The sequence below is a fragment of the Flavobacterium sp. genome (assembly GCF_017744675.1).
GTDB lineage: Bacteria > Bacteroidota > Bacteroidia > Flavobacteriales > Flavobacteriaceae > Flavobacterium.
Genome location: NZ_JAGIAV010000005.1, coordinates 225,222 through 247,270, shown reverse-complemented (window position 1 = coordinate 247,270; position 22,049 = coordinate 225,222). Strand labels below are relative to the sequence as shown.

The window sequence follows — 22,049 nt, the reverse complement described above, 5'->3', positions numbered from 1 at the left end:
TCATTGTAAAAGCATTGCCATACATGAAATACTATCTTTTTATTGTTGTTTGTTTTTTTAACTCGTTTTTGTATTCTCAAACCAAACAGAATACGGATAGTCTGGCCTATTATAACAAGTTAGCCAATTCAAATCTTAACAATAAAAAGCTAAATCAGGCGGTTTACTACACCGAAAAGTCGATTAATTTTTGCGAAGAAAACGGTAAAAAAGAGAATCTGGCCAATCAGACTTTTAAGCTTGGCAAAATTTATTATAACCAAGGAAAATTTGAAGATGCTTTAAAAAATTTCCACAAAACAGTTTCTTTATTTGATACCTTAAAACCAAGCTGCACAAAAGTTTTGGCATTGCATTATATTGGCGTAACCAATACTGCCAAAGGCGATTATAAAACAGCAACTGTTTATTATACAAAAGCTCAAGATTTACTAAAACAGCTCAACATCAATGATAATGCAGAAGTGCTAGATTATCAGAAAGCTTTAGCATTTAAGGCTAATAATGATTTGAAGTCGGCAGTAAAAACGTTCAAAGCAATCACCCAAAAACCGGATAATAAAGCCGTTCTAAAAACCAAAGCAGATGCCTTTTACCAGCTTGGTCTAATAGAAGGACAACTTAAAAGAAATGATTCTGCTATTGTATATTTTAACAAAGCCTTAGATTACAATACCCAGATCAATGATCTGCAAAAAAAATCTAAAATTGTTTTAGCCATAAGCCAATACTATAAACAGAATAAAAATTACGATTTAGCTTATTCTTATTTAGATGAACATTATCAGATAGAGAATTATCTTTTAAAACTAAAAAATGCTAAAATTGATTTGGACGAATACGAAAAATTCAAAAAAAATCAATCTTTAAATAATACCATTAAAAAAGAAAGCGAAGAAAAATTCCAGCTAAAAACGTATCGTTATTCTAAGTTAGTCAGCATTTTAGCCATTGCTTTGATCTCGATTTTATCTCTTTTGAGTTTGGCGCTGTACAAAAACAATATCATTAGAAACCAGAACAATTTACTGCTTCGGGAAAAGAATAAAGAACTTATTTTAGCCAAAAACAATGCAGAAAAAGCATCAAAAGCACGATCTGAATTTTTGTCTACAGTTAGCCATGAGCTCCGGACACCGCTGAATGCCATTAATGGAATTACGCATATTTTACTTGAAGATAAACCAAAGAAAAAACAACTAAAGTATTTAGAGTCTTTAAAGTTTTCTGGCAACTATCTCACCACTTTCATCAATGAAATTTTAGAAATTAATAAAATTGATTCGACTAAAGTTGAAATTGAAAATATCAGTTTTAATTTAAAAGAACTGCTTTTTAATATTCAAAGTTCATTAAAAGAATTGGCAACCGCCAACAAAAATTATTTCAACTTAGAAATAGACAAAGCGATTCCCGATACTTTAATTGGAGATCCGACCAAACTATCTCAAATTATTCTCAACCTTATCAATAATGCTTTAAAATTTACCCAGAACGGACATGTAAATGTTATTGCTAAATTGTATTCTCAAGAAGAAGATAACGCAACAGTATATTTCGAAATCGTTGATACTGGGATAGGAATTCCCGAAGACAAGCTACAATCTGTTTTTGAAAGCTTTTCTCAAGGTTCTATTGAAGTAAACAGAAAATACGGCGGAACAGGTCTTGGCCTTACTATTGTAAAAAAATTAATTGAACTTTTAGGAGGCGAAATAAAATTAAAAAGTGAAGTGGGTAAAGGTTCTACGTTTACCTTCAAATTAAATTTCAAAGTCAACAACGAACCGCTGGAAGTAATCGAAGAAGTCAAACCTTATAACGATAAACAATTGAAAAACAAATCTATTTTATTGATTGAGGACAACAAAATCAATCAAATGATCACTCGTAAAATGCTTGAAAATAAAAACATCGCTTGCGAGATTGTTGACAATGGAGAAGATGCTGTTGAGCTTTTAAAAATCAAACGATTTGATATGATTTTAATGGATGTGCATCTTCCTGGCATTAACGGAACAACAGCTACTAAATTGATTCGTGAGTTTGACAAAGCGACTCCAATTATAGCATTAACTGCAATTTCGCTCGACGAAAACCGAGATATGCTTCTATCTTATGGAATGGATGATGTAATTACAAAACCTTTTGTTCCAGACGATTTCTACAGTACGATTGCTAAGTTTTTTGATTAGCTAAGTCTCTAAGCTTCTAAGATACTGAGATTCTAAGTTCTTCTTTACATATTCCAAAATCGTTGCGTCGAAGTCTTGCTGATGGTTGATAAAAGAGCTTTTTATAGGCAGATAATACAATTGATCTATTAGTTCTGAGTCTTTCAGTCTCACATAATCTTTTTCAGTAGTAATCATTTTCCTTCCATTTGCTTTATTTCGAATTGTATCTAAATCTGCATCAGAAAAATGATGGTGATCGGGAAAAGTCAGACACTCATCGCTTTCATTTTTTAAATAATCAAAAAATGGCTTTGGTTTTGCAATTCCAGCCAAAAGCAATTTAGATTCTGATTTAATTTCGCTTACTGCAATTTTTTCGTTTTTACCATAAATAAAGATGTCATAATCTATAAAACTAAAAAATACTTGCTGGCTGCTTTTCAATTTCAACTTTATTCTAATTTCAGCCTGCTCTTCTTCCGTTAAAATTTTAGGGCATTTGGTAACAACCACTATGCTTGCTCTTTCTGCTCCGCTTCTGCTTTCACGCAAATTTCCTGTCGGCAGCATAAAATCGTCTGCATACAAATCGCCATACGAAGTAAGTAAAATATAAAAACCAGCTTTTACTTTTCTATGCTGATAGGCATCATCCAGTAAAATAATTTCAGGTTTTACTTTTTGAGAAAGCAATTGCTGAATTCCATTTGTACGATTGGCATCAACCGCCACCATAACGTTTGGAAATTTTTGATGAAACTGAAACGGCTCATCTCCCAAAATTTCAGCATTCGAATTTTCGTCAGCCAAAACAAAACCTTCAGATTTTCTTTTATAACCGCGGCTCAAAGTAGCCACTTTATATTCATCAGACAATAAACGAATCAGGTATTCAATTTGAGGTGTTTTTCCTGTTCCGCCAACACTTAAATTTCCAACTGCTATTACTGGAAGATCAAATGAAGTCGATTTTAAAACGCCTTTATCAAAAAGAAAATTACGGACTGAAGTTATGAATCCGTATAAAATGGCGAAAGGGAAAAGTAATTTTCGAAGTAAGTGCATAGAAGTTATTTATCTGAGTAATGGCCCATTGCAGAAACAACAAAAATTGTCACAGTTTCATCTTCCAGATAATATATTATTCTGTCTTTTTGATTTATTCGTCTAGACCAAAATCCGGTAAGTTTATATTTTAGGGGTTCAGGATTTCCAATTCCTTCAAAAGGAGTCTCTGAAAGTTCTAAAAGAACTTTTTCAATATTTTTTATACTCTTTTTATCTCCAGATTTATAATGTTGAATAATTTGCTTTTTCGCTAATTCCTTTATTTCAATCCTAAACTTCCCCATACATCATTAGGATTAATTTCAGTACTATTATTATCTTTTGCAGATTTCAAAACCATATCTACAAAATCAGGATTATATGGGCTTTCTTCTTCGTTTACCTGTCCATAATTATCTGATTCAACAATTTCAATACCCCTAACATTTTTAAAAAAGGCATCGAACATAGCCATGAATGCTTTGCCCTCTTTTGTTCGTTCATTAATTTTTATTGTAGCCATGACTTTTAATTTAGAACTACAAATATACGAAAAGTCGCAATTTGATTTACAAAATATAAATCACCCCTTTTACAAACAAATGTAAACGGATTGATTCGGAAGCAAATTTCAATTTACCAAAGTATAATTTTTTTCGTTATTTTGTTTACGGTTTTGACACAAGTCTTAGAACTTGAAACCAGAAACCTAAAACTTGAAACAAAACAGAAAAATGAAAATCAAAAATATCATATCGGTTCTTGAAGAAATGGCACCTTTGACTTACGCCGAAGATTTTGACAATGTCGGACTTTTGGTCGGAGATGCTGAAACCGAATCTACTGGAGTTCTAGTCTGCCATGATGCTTTAGAAAGTGTCATTGACGAAGCTATTTCGAAAAACTGCAATTTAGTTGTTTGCTTTCACCCGATATTGTTTTCTGGAATTAAAAAAATCACAGGAAAAAATTACGTGGAACGTGCCATTTTAAAAGCAATCAAAAATGATATTGCCATTTATGCCGTTCATACCGCTCTTGACAATCATTCGCAAGGCGTAAATAAAATTTTCTGCGATGCTTTAGGATTAATCAATACGAAAATACTGGTTCCTAAAAATAATTTCATTCAAAAATTAGTCACTTTTACCGTTCCAGATAATGCAGACAAAGTTCGAAATGCACTGTTTGAAGCTGGTGCCGGAACAATTGGTAATTATGACAACTGCAGTTTCAATACACAAGGCTTTTTTACTTTTCAAGGAAATGAAGACAGCAATCCTGTAATTGGAGAAAAAGGAAAACTGCACACTGGAGAAGAAATTAAAATTGAAGTTGTTTTTGAAAAACATCTGCAATCCCGCATTTTAAAAGCACTTTTTTTAAATCATATTTATGAAGAAGTAGCTTATGAAATCTACAACTTAGAAAACTCACATCAAAATATTGGTTTAGGAATGATTGGCGAACTGGAAGCTGAAATGGATGAAAAAGAGTTTCTTATTTCGGTAAAAGAAAAAATGATTGCAGACGGAATTCGCCATTCTGCATTTTTAGGAAAAAAAATCAAAAAAGTTGCTGTTTTGGGAGGCTCAGGAAGTTTTGCCATAAGAAATGCTATTCAGGCTGGAGCCGATGCTTTTCTAACTTCCGACTTGAAATATCACCAATTTTATGAAGCCGAAAACAAGTTACTTTTGGCAGATATTGGTCATTTTGAGAGCGAACGCTATACAAAAAATTATATTGTTGATTATCTTCGAAAAAAAATTCTTAATTTTGCAATCATTTTATCGGAAGAAAATACAAATCCAGTTAAGTACTTATAAAATATGACGAATACGAAAGAATTAAGTGTTGAGGACAAGTTAAGAGCAATATACGATTTACAGCTTATTGACTCTAGAATTGACGAAATCAGAAACGTTAGAGGAGAACTTCCTTTAGAGGTTGAAGATTTAGAAGATGAAGTTGCAGGTTTGAGCACTCGTTCAGAGAAACTGAAAGGTGAACTTGAAGTGATTGAGGAGCAAATCAAAGCAAAGAAAATTGCTATTGAGGAGCATAAGGAGGTTATTAAAAAGTACACAAAACAACAAGAATCAGTACGTAACAACAGAGAATTTAATTCTTTGACAAAAGAAGTTGAATTTCAAGAATTAGAAATTCAATTGGCTGAAAAGCAAATCAAAGAAATGAAAGCTTCTATCGAGCACAAAAAAGAAGTTATTTCTAATTTAAAAGAAAAACTTGATGCTAAAAGCTCTCATTTAAAACATAAAAAATCTGAGTTAGATGCTATTATGGCTGAAACTCAGAAAGAAGAAGCTTTCTTAACAGAGAAATCTGCTGAGTTTGCTGCACAAATCGAAGATAGATTATTAGCAGCTTACAACAGAATCAGAAGCAGTGTTCGTAACGGATTAGCTGTAGTTTCTATCGAAAGAGGAGCTTCTGCTGGATCTTTCTTCACAATTCCACCTCAAACTCAGGTTGAAATTGCTTCAAGAAAGAAAATCATCACTGATGAGCACTCTGGAAGAATCTTAGTTGATACGCAATTAGCTGAAGAAGAAAAAGAAAAAATGGAACAATTGTTCACAAAATTCTAAATATCAAGTCCCGATTAAATCGGGACTTTTTTTTTGCTCTTTTTTGCCACTAATTTCACTAATTCCCAATAATTATTTTTTGTCGATGAAAATGGGAATAAAAAATTCATGTTAATTCGTGTAATTCGTGGCAGACCTTTTTTTACCTTTAGAAAAAAAATTACAAGTTTTGGGAATTAAAAAAGGTATCCGTTTTATTACTTTAAAATCTGTTGGATCTTATATTAACTTTTTGAGTTATGTGCGTCCGCAAAAGGCTGTTGAACTTTCTTATGCGCTTTTCAGCCAACCTAGAATTGGCCGATTGCAAAAAGAAAATCTTCCTAAAGTTTTAAAAAATACAGAAACAGAAATTTTCCATCATAACGAACATCATTTTCAAACGTACATTTGGAAAGGAAATGAAACTAAAATTCTATTAGTTCACGGCTGGGAAAGCAATTCTTCGCGCTGGAAAAAAACTCTGCCCCATCTTCAAAAATCCGGAAGCACTATTATTGCGCTTGATGCTCCTGCACATGGGCAAAGCAGCGGTAAAGAATTTAATGTGCCACTTTACGCTGAATTTATCAATAAAGCAGTAGAAAAATATCAGCCAGAAATCATCATTGGGCATTCGATTGGTGGTGCCGCTTGCGTTTACCATCAATATTTATTTCCAAATACGAGTATTAATAAAATGGTGATTTTAGGCGCACCGTCAGAGTTAAAAACTTTGATTGACAATTATGTTTCCATGCTGAGCCTCAATACCAAAATGTTTTCTCTTTTAGAAAGCAAGTTCTTAGACCGATTCAATTTTAAACTAGAAGATTTTTCAGGACAGAAATTTGCATCAGAATTTACTATTCCTGGATTTATTGCTCACGATACTTCTGATAAAATTGTGGCTTTCGCCGAAGGGCAAAAAATAGCGAGCAATTGGAAAAATAGTCAGTTTATTGAGACGTCAGGTTTAGGTCACGGAATGCATGATGACGAATTGTATGATAAAGTGATTGAGTTTCTTTTTTCTTCTGAAGGGACAAAGTAACAAAGGGACAAAGTGACAAAGGCTCTTAACTGAGACTGCGACTTATCCTTAAACTACTATTTTAAAAAGTCTGAATAATTCTTTTTCTCCTTTACCTGTAATTTGTATGGCACGCGAATTTTTTGTTTTTCGCAACCAATCTTCAGCAATCATTTTATCCAATAAAGAAGAACCGATTGATCCTGCGATATGATTTTTTCTTTCGCTCCAATCTAAACATGGTTTCAAAAATATACGGCGTTGTTTTTTGAGATCTTCGAGATTAATTCCGAAGTCAGAAAACCATTTTTCGCCTTTTGCGCTTATTTCAAATTTGGTATCCAAATCTAAAATCACTTCTTGTTCTAGCAGACTTTCGGCAAGAGCAACACCAATTTTTCCTGCCAAATGATCGTAACAGGTCCGACAATGTTTTATTGGAGAATGCTGATCTGTCTTCTTTTTTTCAGGCATCGCAGGTGGAATTAAACTTGCCATAGCTTCAATTGCATAAGCTGTTTCTTTATTTGAAAACCGGTAATATTTATGCCTTCCTTGTTTTTCAACTGCTAGCAACCCTGCTTCCAGAAGTTTTGCCAAGTGCATACTCATATTTTGAGGCGAAGTATTTGCCGTTATTGCCAATTCTGTTGCTGTAAACGCTTTTCCATCAAGCAATGTCCACATTACAATTGCGCGTGTTGGATCGCCAATTAGCGATGCTATTTTTACAAATTGGTTTTCCATTTTCAAACAATTATAGTTAAGGATAAACTGAAGTATTAAAGAATAAAGGTAAATAACTTTGCTAAAAAATATACACCATGTCAACTTTATTTCTACAATCGGAGATTAAAAATCCGTACTTGTTCTATCAAAAAATGATGGATCAAAATCCTGTTCATTGGGATGAATCAAACAAAATCTGGGCTGTTTATTCTTATGAGTATTGTACTGAAATATTAAATCATAAAAGTGCACAGATCCCAGCGGTTTCAGAAAACAATCTCAATCTATATGCTTTAAAAATCAGTCGTAATCTAGCCAGACTTTCAAACGGAATTCAGCATGAAATTGCAAAAGAAATCGCAACGGTTCTTTTTTCTAACATGAAATCTATCGCAATTGAATCGCTTCTTTCAAAATTGTTTCAAAGCACTGTTACTAACAACATAAACTGGGTTGAATTAATCTGTAAAAAACTACCAGTCCTGACCATTTTGAAAAGTTTTGATTTTAATGATCGTGATTCTCATTTTATTGCAAACAATATCGAGACGCTTACCAAACTAATGCATCCTAATAAAAAGCCTGAGGACATCGATTTGATCAATACAGTTTCGGAAGAAATTTATATAATTACAGAAAAACATATCGATGCATTTTCATTTTATCAAAATTTAATTACTGCGATTTCGAAGAAGCATACTATTTCTGTTGACGAAATAAAATCTATATTTATAAGCAATTTAATTGGCCTTTTTATTCAAAGTTATGACGCTGGAAGAGGTTTATTGAGCAATTCATTATTGCAGTGTTTTTCAAAAGAAAACAATTGCGACAAATCAAATAAAATTCAGATTCAGAAATTGGTTGTAGAAACGCTTCGATTTGATCCTCCAATTCATAATACACGTCGGATCGCTTCAGAAGATATTCAGCTTGGCAATATTATTATTAAAAAGGGCGAATTAATACTTGTTGTACTCGCGGCAGCAAATCGCGATAGCAGACAATTTAAGGATTCGATGATTTTTGATTTGGAGCGAAAAAATAATCAAGATCATCTAACTTTTGGCACTGGTGGACATATGTGTGTCGCGAAATATTTTTCTATTACTCTTGCCACAGAAGCTTTATATTATCTATTCAAAAATTTTAAAAATATATCTATTTTAGAGAATGAAATAGAATATGAACCTCTTATAAACGCCAGGTTGCCAAAAGCAATTTGGATTTCAATTTCTAATTAAAAAAATAAAAAATGATAGCTGTAATTTTTGAAGTAATCCCAAACGAAGGAAAAAAAGAAGAATATCTGGATATTGCCGCAAGTCTGAAACCGGAATTAAGCCATATTGACGGATTTATTTCGATTGAACGTTTTCAGAGTTTAAGTGATTCTGGAAAAATTTTGTCTCTGTCTTTTTGGAGAGATGAAGAAAGTATTATGCAATGGAGAAACCTAGAAATGCATCGCCACGCACAGGAAAAAGGCCGAAATGAAATTTTTAAGGATTATCATTTGCGAATTGCAACGGTCGTTCGCGATTATGGAATGTTTGAAAGAAATGAAACGCCTGAAGATAGTCGTGAGTTTCATCATTCTTAAAAAAAAGATGCTAAGATTCTAAGTTGCTAAGGCTCTAAGTTTTTTCTTTTGAAACAAAAACTTCGTTTTTATTTTTCTTTGCAATCAAAATCTAAAATTCTAAAAAGTCCAACAATCTAAGAAGTCCTAAATTTTAGCTACTTTTGCAGTATGGAAGAAAATTTGAAACGTCTTAATAAATTTATAGGAGAAACTGGTTATTGTTCTCGTCGTGAAGCCGATAAACTGATCGACGAAAAACGTGTAACAGTAAATGGTGCTGTGGCTGAAATGGGAACTAAAGTTTCTTCAGACGATGAAATACGCATAGACGGAAAATTAATCGTTGAGAAAAACGAAAAAATGGTTTATCTGGCTTTCAATAAACCAGTGGGAATTGAATGTACTACCAACTTAGAAGTTAAGAACAACATTGTTGATTATATTAATTATCCGAAACGTATTTTCCCAATTGGAAGATTGGACAAAGCCAGTGAAGGATTGATTTTTATGACGAATGATGGTGACATTGTAAACAAGATTCTTCGTGCGCGAAACAATCACGAAAAAGAATATACGGTTACCGTAAACAAACCTATTACAGAACGTTTTATCCAGAGAATGGGAAATGGTGTTCCGATTTTGGATACGGTTACGAAGAAATGTAAGGTGGAACAAATCAGTAAATATACTTTCAAGATCATTTTAACGCAAGGTTTAAACCGTCAGATTAGAAGAATGTCTGAATATTTAGGATATGAAGTTACCGCGCTTAAACGTATTCGAATTATTAATATTTCTTTGGATGTTCCGGTTGGAAGATATCGAGATTTGACAGATGCTGAAATAAAAGAACTAAATCAGTTAATAGAACCTTCTAGTAAAACCGAAGAAGCGAGTTTTCCTAAAGTTGAAAATTCAACTTCTGCTGCAACTCCAACTCGACGAAAAAACTTTATCTCAAAACATGATCCTCGATTTAAGAAAAGAGGAGATAATTAAAAAAAGGCGCTTATTTAGCGCCTTTTTTCTTTTCTATAAAAGCTTTATTTCAATACTGGAAATTTAGCAATCACATCTCTGTATTTCTCACTAAGCGTTACGTGATGGTTTCCTTTTAAAACAATCAAATTATCACTCAAAACTATCTCTATAATTTTATTAGAATTTACAATAAAATTACGGTGTGTTCTAACAAATTGCAACGGATCTAAAAGCTCCATAATTCTGGTAAGCGAAATAAGAATTACAAATTTTTCCGTTTCGGTGATAATATTACAATAACGATCTTCTACTTCGACATATAGAATATCTTCAATATAAACCTTTTTCAAGGCTTTTTTCTTTTTGATAAAAAGTGAATCGTTACTTATTACCGTATTTTGATCTTCACTATGAAAAACATTTAGCTGTTCATAAAACTTTTCGAGAGCCATTTCTATTGCATAAAGAATTTCAAGTTCATTAAAAGGTTTCATTAAAAAACTGAAAGGCTTGGTAAGTTTGGCTCTTTCAAAAATCTGACGATCTTTCGAATTGGTTAAAAACACAAAAGGTTTTACACTGTTTGGAACAACGTTTATAGTTTCTGCAAAAGTAATTCCTTCGGGTTTTCCATCTAGAAAAACATCAATAATTACAATATCTACCACATTGCTATAAAACATTGTAAGCGCTTCATTGTACGTTGATGCAACTCCGACAATATTATAATTACTATCTTTAAGTACCTTAACAAGCGTATCACTTTCTGAAACGGTATCTTCAATAATCAGTACGTTTATATTATTCATGATTTCTAAACTTTTGTAATGCAATAATAATTTTAGTTCCCGCGCTTTCTTCGCTTTCAATCTCCAATCTACCACCGTTCTTATAAATCATACTTTTACACAACTGCAATCCAAGACCGGTTCCTATTATATCATCATTCTCTTTTTTCGAAAGTAGTGTCGTATCTTTCAGCAAATCATTTATCGTATTTTCGCTCATTCCCACTCCAGTATCTTCGATCACCAGATAACAAAATTCCTCTGTAGAAGTTCTAGTGTAAATACTTATCAAACCATTCTCTTTCGAAAATTTAATCGCATTATCTAAAAAATTCCTAATAATGATTTTAAGCGAATCTATATCTGCCAGTACATATTCTGATGTTGCTACTTCATTTTTAAAACCGATATTTTTACTTAACATCAATGGTTTATAATTGTATTCTACATGCTGAACGATCGAAGCCAAATGCAAAGATTCCTGAAAAAAATAAGATTGTTTGGTCTGCAATAAAGCCCAATTCAACAGATTATCCAGTAAATTATAAGTACTGTTTGCTATTGAACTGTTATTATGCAGCAAAGTGTCCAATTCTGTAAAATTTTTGCTTTTAAGATTTTCTATTAGCTTGCCGTTACTGGTCTTTAAAGCATTAACAGACGATCTTAAATCATGGCTAACAATAGAAAACAATTTATCTTTTGTAGCATTTAGCTCATCCAGTTCGTTTTTCTGTTTTAAAATAATTCTATTATTTTTAATTTTTTGTCTGTAAAAATAAATTCCTGTTCCAAATAAAATTAACAGCAAAACAGAAGAAGCTAAAAATCCATTTCGCTCTGCCGCTTTGATTTTGTTTTCGGCTGCTAGAATATCAACTTCTTTTTGTTTTTGTTTGATTGCGAACTTTTTTTCAAGATCTGCAATTGCCCAAACTTTATTTTGATCGTTTAACGAATCTTTCCATTTTTCATATTCTTTTCTATAGTTCAATGCTAGCGGAAAATTTTTCCTATTTTCCTCAACTACAGCCATATTTAAAGTTGCATTTTGCTTTAACTCTAGTGCTTTTGTATTATGCGAAAGACGATATGCTTTTTCAAAATAAGGAATCGCCTGATTATCTTTATATTGTTGATAATACAAGGTTGCAATATCCATATAAGAGCCAATTAAAAGCAACGTGTCTTTTTCTATTTCTTGCCGTTTTGCACTTTTAAACAAATATTCTTCCGCTTTATTATAGTTTTCAAGATGCAGATAACATAAGCCTATATTATGCAGAACGGTGCTATATTTTATATCATAAAGCTGTTTGTTGGTTAACTTTTCAGTTTCATGAAAATAATGTAAAGCGAGTTTAAAATTATTTTTGCTTAAGGCGATTTCGCCCAGCTTCATTTTAACTTTGTATGAAAACGGAAAACCGCTTGATATTTGATTTAGTTCTTTTTTAGATTCATCTAGTAGCTTCTTTTCTTTAAAGCTTATTGCCCTAAAATAATGGCAATAATCTAGGATTTCTTTATTTCGAGATTCGTTTATTTCTTTCATCGAATAAACCAAAGTAGAATCCCAATTATTTTGAAGAAAGAAGTTCTGCGCTTTGTAGAAATTAGTATTTTCTTTAAATTTCTGAGCCTTTGCTTGAATTGCCGTGCTCATCAAATTCTCTTGCTGGGTGTGTTTTTGCGAAAAAACAAATAAGGAAAACAATAATAGCGAAGTAATAAATACTCTTTTTATCATTACACTTTTATACTTTGTATATTAAACTGATAAAATTTAGAAGTGCTGTAAATTGAATTACAGCACTTTTTTGATTAGGAATTAACCTGACTGCACATTAGTTACTGTTCCTCTAGAAGCAACAGGATCTACATCCCAAAGAAAAGTCTGTATTTGTTTAATATTTGAAAGTCCTCCAATAAAATGCTCAGCATTTGCCGTGAAAATTATTTCATAGATAACTAGCTCTCCTGATAATTCTTCGGGCATATTATATACTATAAAAAATTGCAATTGAGGATTTCCATCAAGATCAATAAAAGTATTTTGAAATATACTATAATCTAATACTTCGTTTACAACCTTTGTCTGGTCAACGTAGACTACTGCATTTACAGAAAGTACATTCTTATTTGCATCATAATAAGCTTCCACATAAGGCGAAAGAACCTCTACTGATTTCTTTTCTTTAAATGAGACATGACCAATAGCATGAGCTTCATCTTTAGTCGTTATGTCTACACCTGGAGGATCATAGGGTAGAGTATTATTCTTGGGGGAATTTAAAGTAATTTTTTCCATGATTTTATTTGTTTAAGGACATTAATAAAATTGTTTTGGGATAAAAAATTGCTATTAATCGATTGAATCAATAAAAAAGCAATCATTTTTTACAAATCAAATATATACATATTTTCTTAATAACTGAACAATCTTATACGACAAATAACCTAAAAATCAGACAAATAACATAAAAATGATGTTGCCAAAAAAATTACAAAAAAAATCCCATCATTTCTGACGAGATTTTAAAATGCAACCTACAAATACTTTATTCTTCTTTGTCTAAAAATTCATAATACAATGCTTTAGACAAAAAGTTAGCTTCTTGATAATTTGAAATCATTTCTTCTCTTACTGATTCTGTATATTTTCCGTCTAAATTGTTCTTTTTAAAATATTCTCTTCGAGCTTCGTCATTAAAATTTAATCCGCTCAAGAAAATGGGTTCTACTCCTTTGTTTACCGAAATATTGTAATTGGTAATCAAGCTTCCCCAATTTATGTAACTGCATAGAATAATCGTTCCGTAGAAATACCAAATCATTTGATTGAATAGAAAAGCATTTGTTTTCTGTTTGTTTATTTTCTGAAATGAAATAACTAATCCTATAATAGCCAAAATTAAAAAGGCGTATACTCCTAGCCTTTTATAAGTAAGACCATAAAAAGAAACATATTCTGAATTTTTGATTATGGCGCTTATGATTAAAACTACGTTTAAAACTAACCAGACTTTTGCCAGTTTTTTTAGAGAAGAAGCATCTTCATCAAAATTGAAACCGCCTTTAAAGTAAAACATAATTACTCCAACTGCCATTAAGATCGAAAAAATTACAGCGTTTACTCGTTCGTGTGTGTCGGCGCTTAGATTTGTTTTCTCTACTACTTCAAAAAACTGCTCGTAATTGTAAGTCGCAATAAAAACCAAGAGCATGATATTTAGCAGAAACAAAGTGATTACACCGCTTTTTCTTTCGAAATCTAAATCTAAAAACGAAAAAGTGCTTTGGTTTTTTACCTCAGAAATATTGCTGAAATCGTTGCTTAATTTCGGATTGTACTCATAACAAACTTCTGGAACCCAATAATTCCAAAAACTGAAGGAAATATAAAATCCTAAAATACTGATCCCGATTAATTGCGGCAGATCAATATCCAGTTCGTAATCTGTAAATAATGAAGAGAAATGATCGCTTCCGAAAGAATACACAATAAAAAACAATCCAAGAAAGATAATCGGAATAAGCACAAAGGCAACTAGCTTTTTAGCAAAATCGTTGTGAATTTTTCGCTCTGGAAGCCATTGCTGAAACATAAATATTCTCCCTATAGAAGTAAATCCGTTTAAGATTATTAATGGAAAAACCTGAATTGTTTTGAGTTTTCCACTCTGAATTTTAAATTGTAAAAATAGGATTGACAAGGCTAAAGCAAAAAAAGAAGCTGCATCTCCGTACCAAGCAAAGGCAAAACAAGACAAAATCGAGGTCATTACCAGAACTAAATGGGATCTCTCGACAAACTTTTCCTGACTGTAAAAACTAATCAGGAGCGTTAAGAAAACGCCGAAAATAGAAATATTGATTCCGACAGATTCGTTGTAAAAAAGCAGTATAAAAACCGCTGTGCAAGCTAAAATAATTTGATGTTTTTTCATGATTGATAAATTTAAAAGTACTTTGTAATTCAAAGTTTTTAGATAAAAAAATAGTGTTATTAGGATTTCATTAATTTTTCAAGGTACGATAAGTGTTCTTTAAAGGCAGCGCGACCTAAATCGGTTACCTGATAAGAGGTTCTTGGCTTTTTGCCCACAAATTCTTTTTTCACTTCGATATAACCTGCTTTTTCAAGCGCAGAGGAATGACTCGCTAAATTACCGTCGGTGATGTTTAAAAGCGCTTTCATCTCGGTAAAATCTACCCAGTCGTTAACCATCAGAACGGACATAATACCCAGTCTGACACGGCTTTCAAAATCTTTATTTAGTTTATCAATAATTCCCATTGGGTTATTTGTATTTTTTGAACATCACTAATCCGTATACGATGTGCAGGATTCCGAATCCTAAAATCCAGAAAATCAAACCATATCCTATATTAAAAAGTGCAATACATCCTAAAATCAGTTCCGAAAAACCTAGATATTTAATATCTGAAAATGTATATTTTTCTGCGTTGATAACCGCCAATCCGTAAAATATTAATGTTGAGGGTGCAACCAAACCAAAATAACCATGATACATCATTGCCAAGCAAAATACTCCACCGGCTACCAGCGGAACAGCCAAATTGAACAGCATCTTTTTTGTTGCCGATGTCCAAATAGGCAGATTGTATTTTCGGCTTTTTCTAATGGTGAAAAAGATTCCGAAAGCAAATGCAAATACTAAAATGGTGATTCCGATCCAGAATAATTCTGAAACCAGATTGGTAGAATATAATCTATGTTCATCGTTTAGATAATCCATTCCGTTTGCTTTGAAAAGCTGGTAAACATAGATTCCGCCAATTAAAGCCGAAAGACCCGCGAAAACTCCCGAAAGTCCGCTTAATGATATAAATCTTGAAGAGCGCTCCATCATGGAACGAATATGTGCTAAATCTTCTTGGTGCTTTTGATTCATAATTAAAGTACTTTGCACTACAAAGTTATTATTTATTTTGGATTGGCAAATAAAAAACGTGAAAAAATAATTGCTTTATATCTTAATCTGTACTCTGCCCCTTTAAATGTATAATCCCTACGGGATATTTTATGCGGGCATTAATAATTTTGGGCTACCGATATTTAACTCCTAGCGGAGTTATCTCGGAGAGATTAATATTGGTAGAAGAAATATTTACCTACCGATTTTTGTCCCGTAGGGACTAGATTTTTTAAAAGATATCCAATATAAGACCTAACAGGTTTTAAAAACCTGTTAGGTCTCTTCATGCAATCGCGTGAGGGATAGGAGCATGCTACCGAAGTAGCGCGGATAGCCCGACCGTCTCGTTGCAAAAGGGCGTATAACCACAAAGCATATTAGCCCTTTTGCAACGAGATGGTCACGCCCAAATTATAAAACTAAAAAGCCCATTCTTAACGAACAGGCTTTTGAGTATTTGGCTTTATTTTAGAACCATCTTCTGCGTTTGAATAAAAATACGCCGAAAGAGGAAAGTATTACTGAAATTAAAAGCAGGATCCAGATTCCGTATTTGCTTTCTTCTAAGCCGTTTGGTACGTTCATTCCGTACAAACTGGCAATTAATGTCGGGATCATTAAAATGATGGAAATCGATGTCATCTGTTTCATAATATTATTCATATTATTGGAGATTACGGAGGCGTAGGCGTCCATCATTCCAGTCAAGATGTTGTTGTAAATATTGGCTGTATCTTGCGCCTGATTTAATTCGATTTCGACATCTTCTAATAATTCCGGATCGTAACTCGCTTTGTGTGCTTTTAGATTTTTAATTCTTTGAAATAAAACGTCATTTGCTTTTAGCGAAGTGATGAAGAATACAAAGCATTTTTCGATTTGAAGCAGCGCTTGCAATTCTTCGTTTTTGATCGATTTCTCTAAATTATCTTCTGCCAGTTTTATTTTCTGATTGATTTGTTTTAGGTATTTCAAATACCAAACGCTTGATGACAAAAGCAATCGTAGCACTAGATTGAAATTATCTTCGATTTCAATGTTTTTGCGTTGTGAATAGGATACAAAATCGGCAATAATTTCGGTTTCATAAAAACTAATGGTAACGCATATATCATCTTTAAAAATGATTCCGAGAGGAACGGTGTGAAAAGGAATTTTGACATCTCCGCTTTTTATCGGAATACGCATAATAATCAGTGTCCAACCGTCTTCGATTTCGATACGAGGTCTTTCGTCGATATCCTCAATATCATTGTAGAATGCTTCGGGAATTTGAAGCTCTTCTAGTAAGTAATTCTTGTCTGTTTCTGTTGGAGATTCGATGTGAATCCAGCAATTTGAAGTCCATTTTTGGATTTCTATCAATCCGTTGTTGTTTGTGTAAAAGGCTTTCATTTCAAAATACAGGGTTTTATCGCAGCATTTTGAAATTCAAAAGCTGCTTTAATTAAATACTAACGAATAATAATAATCGTCCATTTGGAGAAGTGTTTTTTAAGTGGTGCAAAAGTATCTTTTATTTTTAAGAACCGAAACTTTAAACTATTAATTATATATTAAAATGGCACTTTGCACAGATTTTAAACACATAGAAGCATAGTTATTGCAACTGTGCAAAGGCGCTTCGCTTTTTTTAAATAACCATAGTTAGAACTTAAACTATGTGAAAGAAATTTGTTTCTCTTATGTATTCTTTTTATAGGCTTAAATCTATGTTTCTATGTGGTAGAAAAATTCAAACTAAAAGCATAAAAAAAAGCCTGTTCGATTGAACAGGCTTTCCATATATTGTGATGCACAATTATTGATTTCTTGCGCTTCTCATTTTTCTTGCTAAAAGTGTATTCTTAAGCAACATTGCAATTGTCATTGGCCCTACTCCACCTGGAACTGGTGTAATGAATGAGGCTTTTTTGCTTACTCCGTCAAAATCAACGTCACCTTTGATTACATATCCTTTTGCATTTGAAGCATCATCTACACGTGTAATTCCAACGTCGATAACGGTTACTCCTTCTTTTACCATATCTGCTTTTAAGAATTCTGGAACTCCTAAAGCTGTAATAATAATATCAGCATTTTTAGTGAATTCTGCTAAATCTTTAGTTCTGCTGTGAGTTAAAGTAACTGTTGAGTCTCCAGGATTTCCTTTACGGCTCATTAAAATACTCATCGGACGTCCTACGATGTGGCTTCTTCCGATAACTACTGTATGTTTTCCTGCAGTTTCTACTTTGTAACGCTCTAACAATTCCATAATTCCGAATGGTGTTGCTGGAATAAAACTTTCCATTTCAAGAGCCATTCTACCAAAGTTAGTTGGGTGAAATCCGTCTACGTCTTTGTCAGGATCGATTGCCAATAAGATTTTTTGCTCATCGATATGTTTTGGCAAAGGCAATTGAACGATGTATCCGTCAAGGTTATCATCTTCGTTCAATTCTTTGATTTTTGCTAAAAGTTCGTCTTCTGTAATTGTTTCTGGCAAAGCAACTAAAGTGGAATCGAAACCAATTTCTTGGCAAGATCTTACTTTACTTCCTACGTAAGTTAAACTTGCTCCATTGTTACCAACCAAAACCGCTGCCAAATGAGGCACTTTTCCTCCGGCTGCTTTTATAGATTGAACTTCGAGTGCAATTTCGTTTTTAATGTCGTTAGATGTTTTTTTACCGTCTAGTAGTTGCATTTGTTGTGTTGTTTCTAATTTAAAGTTTGTTTTGTTTCACGTTTCATGTTCCAAGTTGAAAACGAAACTCAATTTATCTATAGAAAAAAGTTTCAAACTTCTGTTTCATAACCTGAAACTTGAAACTTGAAACTTTTAATTTTATTATCTCGGCATTCCTCCTGGCATACCACCCGGCATCCCTTTCATACCTCCCATCATTTTCATCAGATTTTTTCCGCCTGGGCCTTGCATCATCTTCATCATCTTGCTCATTTGGTCAAACTGTTTCATCAGCTGATTTACTTGCTCGACTTTAGTTCCCGAACCTTTTGCGATTCTGGCTTTTCTTTTTACGTCGATTATGGCTGGTTTACTTCTTTCTGCTGGTGTCATCGAATAGATAATCGCTTCGATATGTTTGAAAGCGTCGTCTTCGATTTCAACATCTTTCATGGCTTTTGAAGCTCCTGGAATCATTCCAACAAGATCTTTCATGTTACCCATTTTCTTTACTTGTTGAATCTGCGTTAAGAAGTCATCAAAACCGAATTCGTTTTTAGCGATTTTCTTTTGAAGTTTTCTTGCTTCTTCTTCGTCAAATTGTTCTTGAGCTCTTTCAACAAGAGACACAACGTCTCCCATTCCTAAAATACGCTCAGCCATACGTTCTGGATAGAAAACATCAATTGCTTCCATTTTCTCTCCAGTACCAACAAATTTAATTGGTTTGTTTACAATCGATTTGATTGAAAGCGCTGCTCCACCACGAGTATCACCATCTAATTTTGTTAAGATAACTCCATCAAAATTCAAGATATCGTTGAAAGCTTTTGCTGTATTTACAGCATCTTGTCCTGTCATAGAGTCGACAACGAACAATGTTTCTTGCGGCTGAATTGCTTTGTGTACACGTGCAATTTCGTCCATCATTTCCTGATCTACTGCCAAACGTCCTGCTGTATCGACGATCACAACATTGAATCCGTTTGCTTTAGCGTGTTTAATTGCGTTTTGAGCAATTTCTACAGGATTTTTATTTTCTGGTTCTGAGTAAACCTCAACACCTATTTGATCTCCCACAACATGCAACTGATTGATCGCCGCTGGACGGTAGATATCACACGCTACAAGTAATGGTTTCTTGTTTTTCTTTGTTTTTAAGAAGTTTGCTAATTTCCCAGAAAAAGTTGTTTTACCAGAACCTTGAAGTCCAGACATCAAAATGACTGTTGGATTTCCTGAAAGGTTAACTCCAGCTACATCTCCACCCATTAACTCGGTAAGTTCGTCTTTTACTAACTTAACCAATAATTGTCCTGGCTGTAATGTTGTTAATACATCCTGACCAATTGCTTTGTCTTTTACTCTTGCTGTAAAATCTTTCGCAATTTTAAAGTTAACATCGGCATCAAGTAACGCACGACGAACTTCTTTTAAAGTATCGGCAACGTTTACTTCTGTAATTTTACCGTGTCCTTTTAATATATGGAACGCTTTATCTAACTTATCGCTTAAATTATCAAACATATCATTTTCTTTATATGAAGTGCAAAGATAATCTAATTAGATATTTCAGGCAATTTTTATTTGAGTGGTTTTTTGCCACGAAGTCGCTAAGGCACAAAGTTTTTTTTGCCGCTAATTGCACTAATTTCTCGAATTACTTAACTGGTATTTTTTCTCTCGCAGATTGCGCAGATTTTGGAAATTATTTTCTTGCTCGCAAAGTTCGCTATGTCATTTTGCTCGCAAAGTCGCGAAGTCGCAAAGAATATGAAAAACTTTGCGACTTCGCGACTTTGCGAGATTAATAAGTTTAGCTTAGAACTGGAAGTAAATGAAAGGTTGTGAACCTGCGACTGCAGTTGCGTAGACAATCCAATAAACGAATCCTAAGATTATGGCTTTTATTAGTAAAGGCGTTTTGTCAAAAACAGATTTCATTCCGTTTGTGAACGATTCTGGTAAGAAATGCCAAACGTAACCAAATAACATTAATCCGAATACATTTTTGTAACCTAGAACAATTGTTTTCCAAAGTTCTGGTTCGAAGGTTAATTGACCAATATTATTGATTACTTGTAAAGCTGTTTCGAAATCTCTTGCTCGGAAGAAAATCCAACAGAAAACCACAAAATGGAATGTGATTAGGATGGAGAAAAATCTCCACAAGAAATTTGGACTTTTATCTTTTTTCGAAGGAAAAAATTCCATAAATATTTTATGAACAGCCAAAGCTAATCCGTGAAGCGCTCCCCAAACAATAAATTGCGCTCCCGCTCCGTGCCACAAACCTCCTAAAAGCATTGTGGTAAACAAGTTGAAATTGGTTACTAAGGTTTGTTTTATTTTGCTTGAAAGTAAAAATGACAAAGCAAAAACTAAAATACTGCTTCCTGCAATGATAAGCGGAATTATACTTTCGTTATAACAAGACATTCCCCAAAGCAATAATCCGAAGAAGAATAAACTTGGAAATAAATATCCTGCGAAAGATCCTTCACGGTTTCCTCCAATCGAAATGTATAAAAAGTCTTTCAGCCACGTCGACAGCGAAATGTGCCATCTTCTCCAGAAATCGGTAATTGAAGTTGATTTGTACGGAGTTCTAAAGTTGACTGGCAGTTTAAATCCAAGCAATAATGCAATACCAATTGCCATGTCTGAATATCCAGAGAAATCGCAATAAATCTGAATGGCATATCCGTAAGAAGCCATTAAGTTTTCAAACGAAGTATAACTCATTGGCGTATCAAAAACACGATCAACAAAGTTTACAGATATGTAGTTTGAGATTACCGTTTTCTTGATTAAACCTCCAATAATTAAAAACAATGCATTATTTACATCTTGTTTCGTAAGGTTTAATTTTTGATAAATCTGAGGCAAGAAATCTTTCGCACGTACAATTGGCCCAGCCACTAACTGCGGGAAAAATGAAACGAAAAATAAATATTCAATATAGTTTTTCGTTGGTTTGATTTCTTCTCTATAAATCTCAATAATATAACTCATGGATTGGAAAGTATAGAACGAAATTCCAACAGGAAGAAAAACATTATGAAGTGCAAAATTACCATGAAACATATCATTGTAAGTCGCAATCAAGAAGTTCATGTATTTGAAATAGCCTAAAAGCGCTAAGTTCAAAATGACACTTATAATCAAATATAATTTCTTAACGCCATCTCTGCTTTCTCTATAAATAATCTGGCTCAAACCATAATCTACAACAGAGGAAAGCAATAAAAGTAGAAAGTAAATTCCGCTTGACTTATAGTAAAAGAAAAGCGAAAAGAGAATAACATACGTTAACCTCAAATAAAATGTTTTGCGTAAAAAACCATACACAAAATAGAAAACCAGAAATAATCCTAAGAATAAACCGGTATTGAATAAAAGTTTTTCGTCGGGATCGTAAACAAACCAACTCTTAACTTGTTCTATTGTAATTGCACCAAAGTTTTGAATAAACCAATTATTAATGCTCTCTATTGTTGTCAA

The 22,049-nt window shown here is 33.1% G+C and carries 21 protein-coding genes; 7 read left to right on the top strand and 14 right to left on the bottom strand.

Annotated elements, in window-relative coordinates; translation table 11 throughout:
- The first annotated feature begins 23 nt into the window (after positions 1-23).
- Positions 24-2,195, top strand: a complete 2,172-nt coding sequence (locus J7574_RS18110; RefSeq protein WP_290971852.1) for an ATP-binding protein — start codon at positions 24-26, stop codon at positions 2,193-2,195.
- Here the strand turns inward: J7574_RS18110 and lpxK are convergent, their stop codons facing one another.
- From lpxK to J7574_RS18095, 3 genes are read right to left on the bottom strand one after another with little or no spacing between them, the layout of a single operon-like run.
- Entirely contained in the window at positions 2,196-3,242 is a 1,047-nt protein-coding gene (lpxK, locus tag J7574_RS18105; protein WP_290971850.1) for a tetraacyldisaccharide 4'-kinase, read from the bottom strand.
- Between the two features lie 5 nt (positions 3,243-3,247).
- On the bottom strand, positions 3,248-3,529 hold the full coding sequence (locus tag J7574_RS18100) for a Txe/YoeB family addiction module toxin (RefSeq protein ID WP_290971847.1): 282 nt from the start codon (positions 3,527-3,529) through the stop codon (positions 3,248-3,250).
- Positions 3,505-3,747, bottom strand: coding sequence for a DUF2683 family protein (locus tag J7574_RS18095; protein ID WP_290971844.1), 243 nt, complete (start codon positions 3,745-3,747; stop codon positions 3,505-3,507). Before J7574_RS18095 ends, J7574_RS18100 begins: the two co-directional genes overlap by 25 nt.
- Before the next feature lie 211 nt (positions 3,748-3,958).
- Between J7574_RS18095 and J7574_RS18090 the strand changes: the two genes are divergently transcribed.
- The 3 genes from J7574_RS18090 to J7574_RS18080 all read left to right on the top strand — a co-directional run bounded on the left by J7574_RS18090 (position 3,959) and on the right by J7574_RS18080 (position 6,869).
- Positions 3,959-5,053, top strand: coding sequence for a Nif3-like dinuclear metal center hexameric protein (locus J7574_RS18090; RefSeq protein WP_290971841.1), 1,095 nt, complete (start codon positions 3,959-3,961; stop codon positions 5,051-5,053).
- A 3-nt stretch (positions 5,054-5,056) separates the two neighbouring features.
- A complete protein-coding gene (locus J7574_RS18085) occupies positions 5,057-5,836 on the top strand; it encodes a C4-type zinc ribbon domain-containing protein (protein WP_290971838.1) in 780 nt (259 codons plus the stop codon).
- Between the two features lie 169 nt (positions 5,837-6,005).
- Positions 6,006-6,869 carry an alpha/beta fold hydrolase gene (locus tag J7574_RS18080; RefSeq protein ID WP_290971835.1) on the top strand — a complete coding sequence of 288 codons (864 nt, stop codon included), beginning with the start codon at positions 6,006-6,008 and terminating at the stop codon, positions 6,867-6,869.
- A 48-nt stretch (positions 6,870-6,917) separates the two neighbouring features.
- Here the strand turns inward: J7574_RS18080 and J7574_RS18075 are convergent, their stop codons facing one another.
- Entirely contained in the window at positions 6,918-7,595 is a 678-nt protein-coding gene (locus J7574_RS18075) for a helix-turn-helix transcriptional regulator (protein ID WP_290971831.1), read from the bottom strand.
- A gap of 77 nt (positions 7,596-7,672) precedes the next feature.
- Between J7574_RS18075 and J7574_RS18070 the strand changes: the two genes are divergently transcribed.
- From J7574_RS18070 to rluF, 3 genes are all read left to right on the top strand, one after another.
- Positions 7,673-8,821 (top strand): cytochrome P450, encoded by a 1,149-nt coding sequence (locus J7574_RS18070; RefSeq protein ID WP_290971828.1) that lies wholly within the window; start codon positions 7,673-7,675, stop codon positions 8,819-8,821.
- Between the two features lie 11 nt (positions 8,822-8,832).
- Positions 8,833-9,180: an antibiotic biosynthesis monooxygenase gene (locus tag J7574_RS18065; protein WP_290971826.1), complete on the top strand. Its 348-nt coding sequence runs from the start codon at positions 8,833-8,835 to the stop codon at positions 9,178-9,180.
- 150 nt (positions 9,181-9,330) lie between these two features.
- Entirely contained in the window at positions 9,331-10,161 is an 831-nt protein-coding gene (gene rluF, locus J7574_RS18060; protein WP_290971823.1) for a 23S rRNA pseudouridine(2604) synthase RluF, read from the top strand.
- A gap of 44 nt (positions 10,162-10,205) precedes the next feature.
- On the opposite strand, the gene J7574_RS18055 is transcribed toward rluF, so the two are convergent.
- The 10 genes from J7574_RS18055 to J7574_RS18010 form a co-directional block, all read right to left on the bottom strand.
- Positions 10,206-10,952, bottom strand: coding sequence for a LytTR family DNA-binding domain-containing protein (locus tag J7574_RS18055; protein WP_290971820.1), 747 nt, complete (start codon positions 10,950-10,952; stop codon positions 10,206-10,208).
- Positions 10,945-12,681, bottom strand: coding sequence for a tetratricopeptide repeat-containing sensor histidine kinase (locus J7574_RS18050; RefSeq protein ID WP_290971817.1), 1,737 nt, complete (start codon positions 12,679-12,681; stop codon positions 10,945-10,947). The genes J7574_RS18055 and J7574_RS18050 overlap by 8 nt, the downstream gene beginning before the upstream one ends.
- Positions 12,682-12,762: 81 nt before the next feature.
- Positions 12,763-13,242: a hypothetical protein gene (locus J7574_RS18045; RefSeq protein ID WP_290971814.1), complete on the bottom strand. Its 480-nt coding sequence runs from the start codon at positions 13,240-13,242 to the stop codon at positions 12,763-12,765.
- 250 nt (positions 13,243-13,492) lie between these two features.
- A complete protein-coding gene (locus J7574_RS18040; protein WP_290971811.1) occupies positions 13,493-14,881 on the bottom strand; it encodes a DUF4173 domain-containing protein in 1,389 nt (462 codons plus the stop codon).
- Positions 14,882-14,940: 59 nt separating this feature from the next.
- The gene (locus J7574_RS18035; RefSeq protein ID WP_290971809.1) at positions 14,941-15,231 is read right to left on the bottom strand and encodes a transcriptional regulator; all 291 of its coding nucleotides are present in this window, start codon (positions 15,229-15,231) and stop codon (positions 14,941-14,943) included.
- A gap of 4 nt (positions 15,232-15,235) precedes the next feature.
- The gene (locus J7574_RS18030; protein ID WP_290971806.1) at positions 15,236-15,850 is read right to left on the bottom strand and encodes a hypothetical protein; all 615 of its coding nucleotides are present in this window, start codon (positions 15,848-15,850) and stop codon (positions 15,236-15,238) included.
- Between the two features lie 492 nt (positions 15,851-16,342).
- Entirely contained in the window at positions 16,343-17,269 is a 927-nt protein-coding gene (locus J7574_RS18025) for a magnesium transporter CorA family protein (RefSeq protein WP_290971801.1), read from the bottom strand.
- Positions 17,270-17,675: 406 nt separating this feature from the next.
- Positions 17,676-18,563 carry a bifunctional 5,10-methylenetetrahydrofolate dehydrogenase/5,10-methenyltetrahydrofolate cyclohydrolase gene (locus J7574_RS18020; RefSeq protein ID WP_290971798.1) on the bottom strand — a complete coding sequence of 296 codons (888 nt, stop codon included), beginning with the start codon at positions 18,561-18,563 and terminating at the stop codon, positions 17,676-17,678.
- Positions 18,564-18,707: 144 nt separating this feature from the next.
- Complete coding sequence (ffh, locus tag J7574_RS18015; RefSeq protein ID WP_111363229.1) at positions 18,708-20,072, bottom strand: signal recognition particle protein; 1,365 nt, start codon at positions 20,070-20,072, stop codon at positions 18,708-18,710.
- Between the two features lie 294 nt (positions 20,073-20,366).
- The gene (locus J7574_RS18010; RefSeq protein ID WP_290971791.1) at positions 20,367-22,049 is read right to left on the bottom strand and encodes an MBOAT family protein; all 1,683 of its coding nucleotides are present in this window, start codon (positions 22,047-22,049) and stop codon (positions 20,367-20,369) included.

What these genes read in the sequence shown, in the direction of transcription:
- J7574_RS18070 (WP_290971828.1), top strand. Translation starts at nt 7,673, where the DNA reads ATGTCAACTTTATTTCTACAATCGGAGATTAAAAATCCGTACTTGTTC.
- J7574_RS18030 (WP_290971806.1), bottom strand. Translation starts at nt 15,850, where the DNA reads ATGAATCAAAAGCACCAAGAAGATTTAGCACATATTCGTTCCATGATG.
- J7574_RS18065 (WP_290971826.1), top strand. Translation starts at nt 8,833, where the DNA reads ATGATAGCTGTAATTTTTGAAGTAATCCCAAACGAAGGAAAAAAAGAA.
- lpxK (WP_290971850.1), bottom strand. Translation starts at nt 3,242, where the DNA reads ATGCACTTACTTCGAAAATTACTTTTCCCTTTCGCCATTTTATACGGA.
- J7574_RS18110 (WP_290971852.1), top strand. Translation starts at nt 24, where the DNA reads ATGAAATACTATCTTTTTATTGTTGTTTGTTTTTTTAACTCGTTTTTG.
- J7574_RS18100 (WP_290971847.1), bottom strand. Translation starts at nt 3,529, where the DNA reads ATGGGGAAGTTTAGGATTGAAATAAAGGAATTAGCGAAAAAGCAAATT.
- J7574_RS18085 (WP_290971838.1), top strand. Translation starts at nt 5,057, where the DNA reads ATGACGAATACGAAAGAATTAAGTGTTGAGGACAAGTTAAGAGCAATA.
- J7574_RS18055 (WP_290971820.1), bottom strand. Translation starts at nt 10,952, where the DNA reads ATGAATAATATAAACGTACTGATTATTGAAGATACCGTTTCAGAAAGT.
- J7574_RS18095 (WP_290971844.1), bottom strand. Translation starts at nt 3,747, where the DNA reads ATGGCTACAATAAAAATTAATGAACGAACAAAAGAGGGCAAAGCATTC.
- J7574_RS18045 (WP_290971814.1), bottom strand. Translation starts at nt 13,242, where the DNA reads ATGGAAAAAATTACTTTAAATTCCCCCAAGAATAATACTCTACCCTAT.
- J7574_RS18075 (WP_290971831.1), bottom strand. Translation starts at nt 7,595, where the DNA reads ATGGAAAACCAATTTGTAAAAATAGCATCGCTAATTGGCGATCCAACA.
- J7574_RS18020 (WP_290971798.1), bottom strand. Translation starts at nt 18,563, where the DNA reads ATGCAACTACTAGACGGTAAAAAAACATCTAACGACATTAAAAACGAA.
- rluF (WP_290971823.1), top strand. Translation starts at nt 9,331, where the DNA reads ATGGAAGAAAATTTGAAACGTCTTAATAAATTTATAGGAGAAACTGGT.
- J7574_RS18090 (WP_290971841.1), top strand. Translation starts at nt 3,959, where the DNA reads ATGAAAATCAAAAATATCATATCGGTTCTTGAAGAAATGGCACCTTTG.
- J7574_RS18040 (WP_290971811.1), bottom strand. Translation starts at nt 14,881, where the DNA reads ATGAAAAAACATCAAATTATTTTAGCTTGCACAGCGGTTTTTATACTG.
- J7574_RS18025 (WP_290971801.1), bottom strand. Translation starts at nt 17,269, where the DNA reads ATGAAAGCCTTTTACACAAACAACAACGGATTGATAGAAATCCAAAAA.
- J7574_RS18035 (WP_290971809.1), bottom strand. Translation starts at nt 15,231, where the DNA reads ATGGGAATTATTGATAAACTAAATAAAGATTTTGAAAGCCGTGTCAGA.
- J7574_RS18050 (WP_290971817.1), bottom strand. Translation starts at nt 12,681, where the DNA reads ATGATAAAAAGAGTATTTATTACTTCGCTATTATTGTTTTCCTTATTT.
- ffh (WP_111363229.1), bottom strand. Translation starts at nt 20,072, where the DNA reads ATGTTTGATAATTTAAGCGATAAGTTAGATAAAGCGTTCCATATATTA.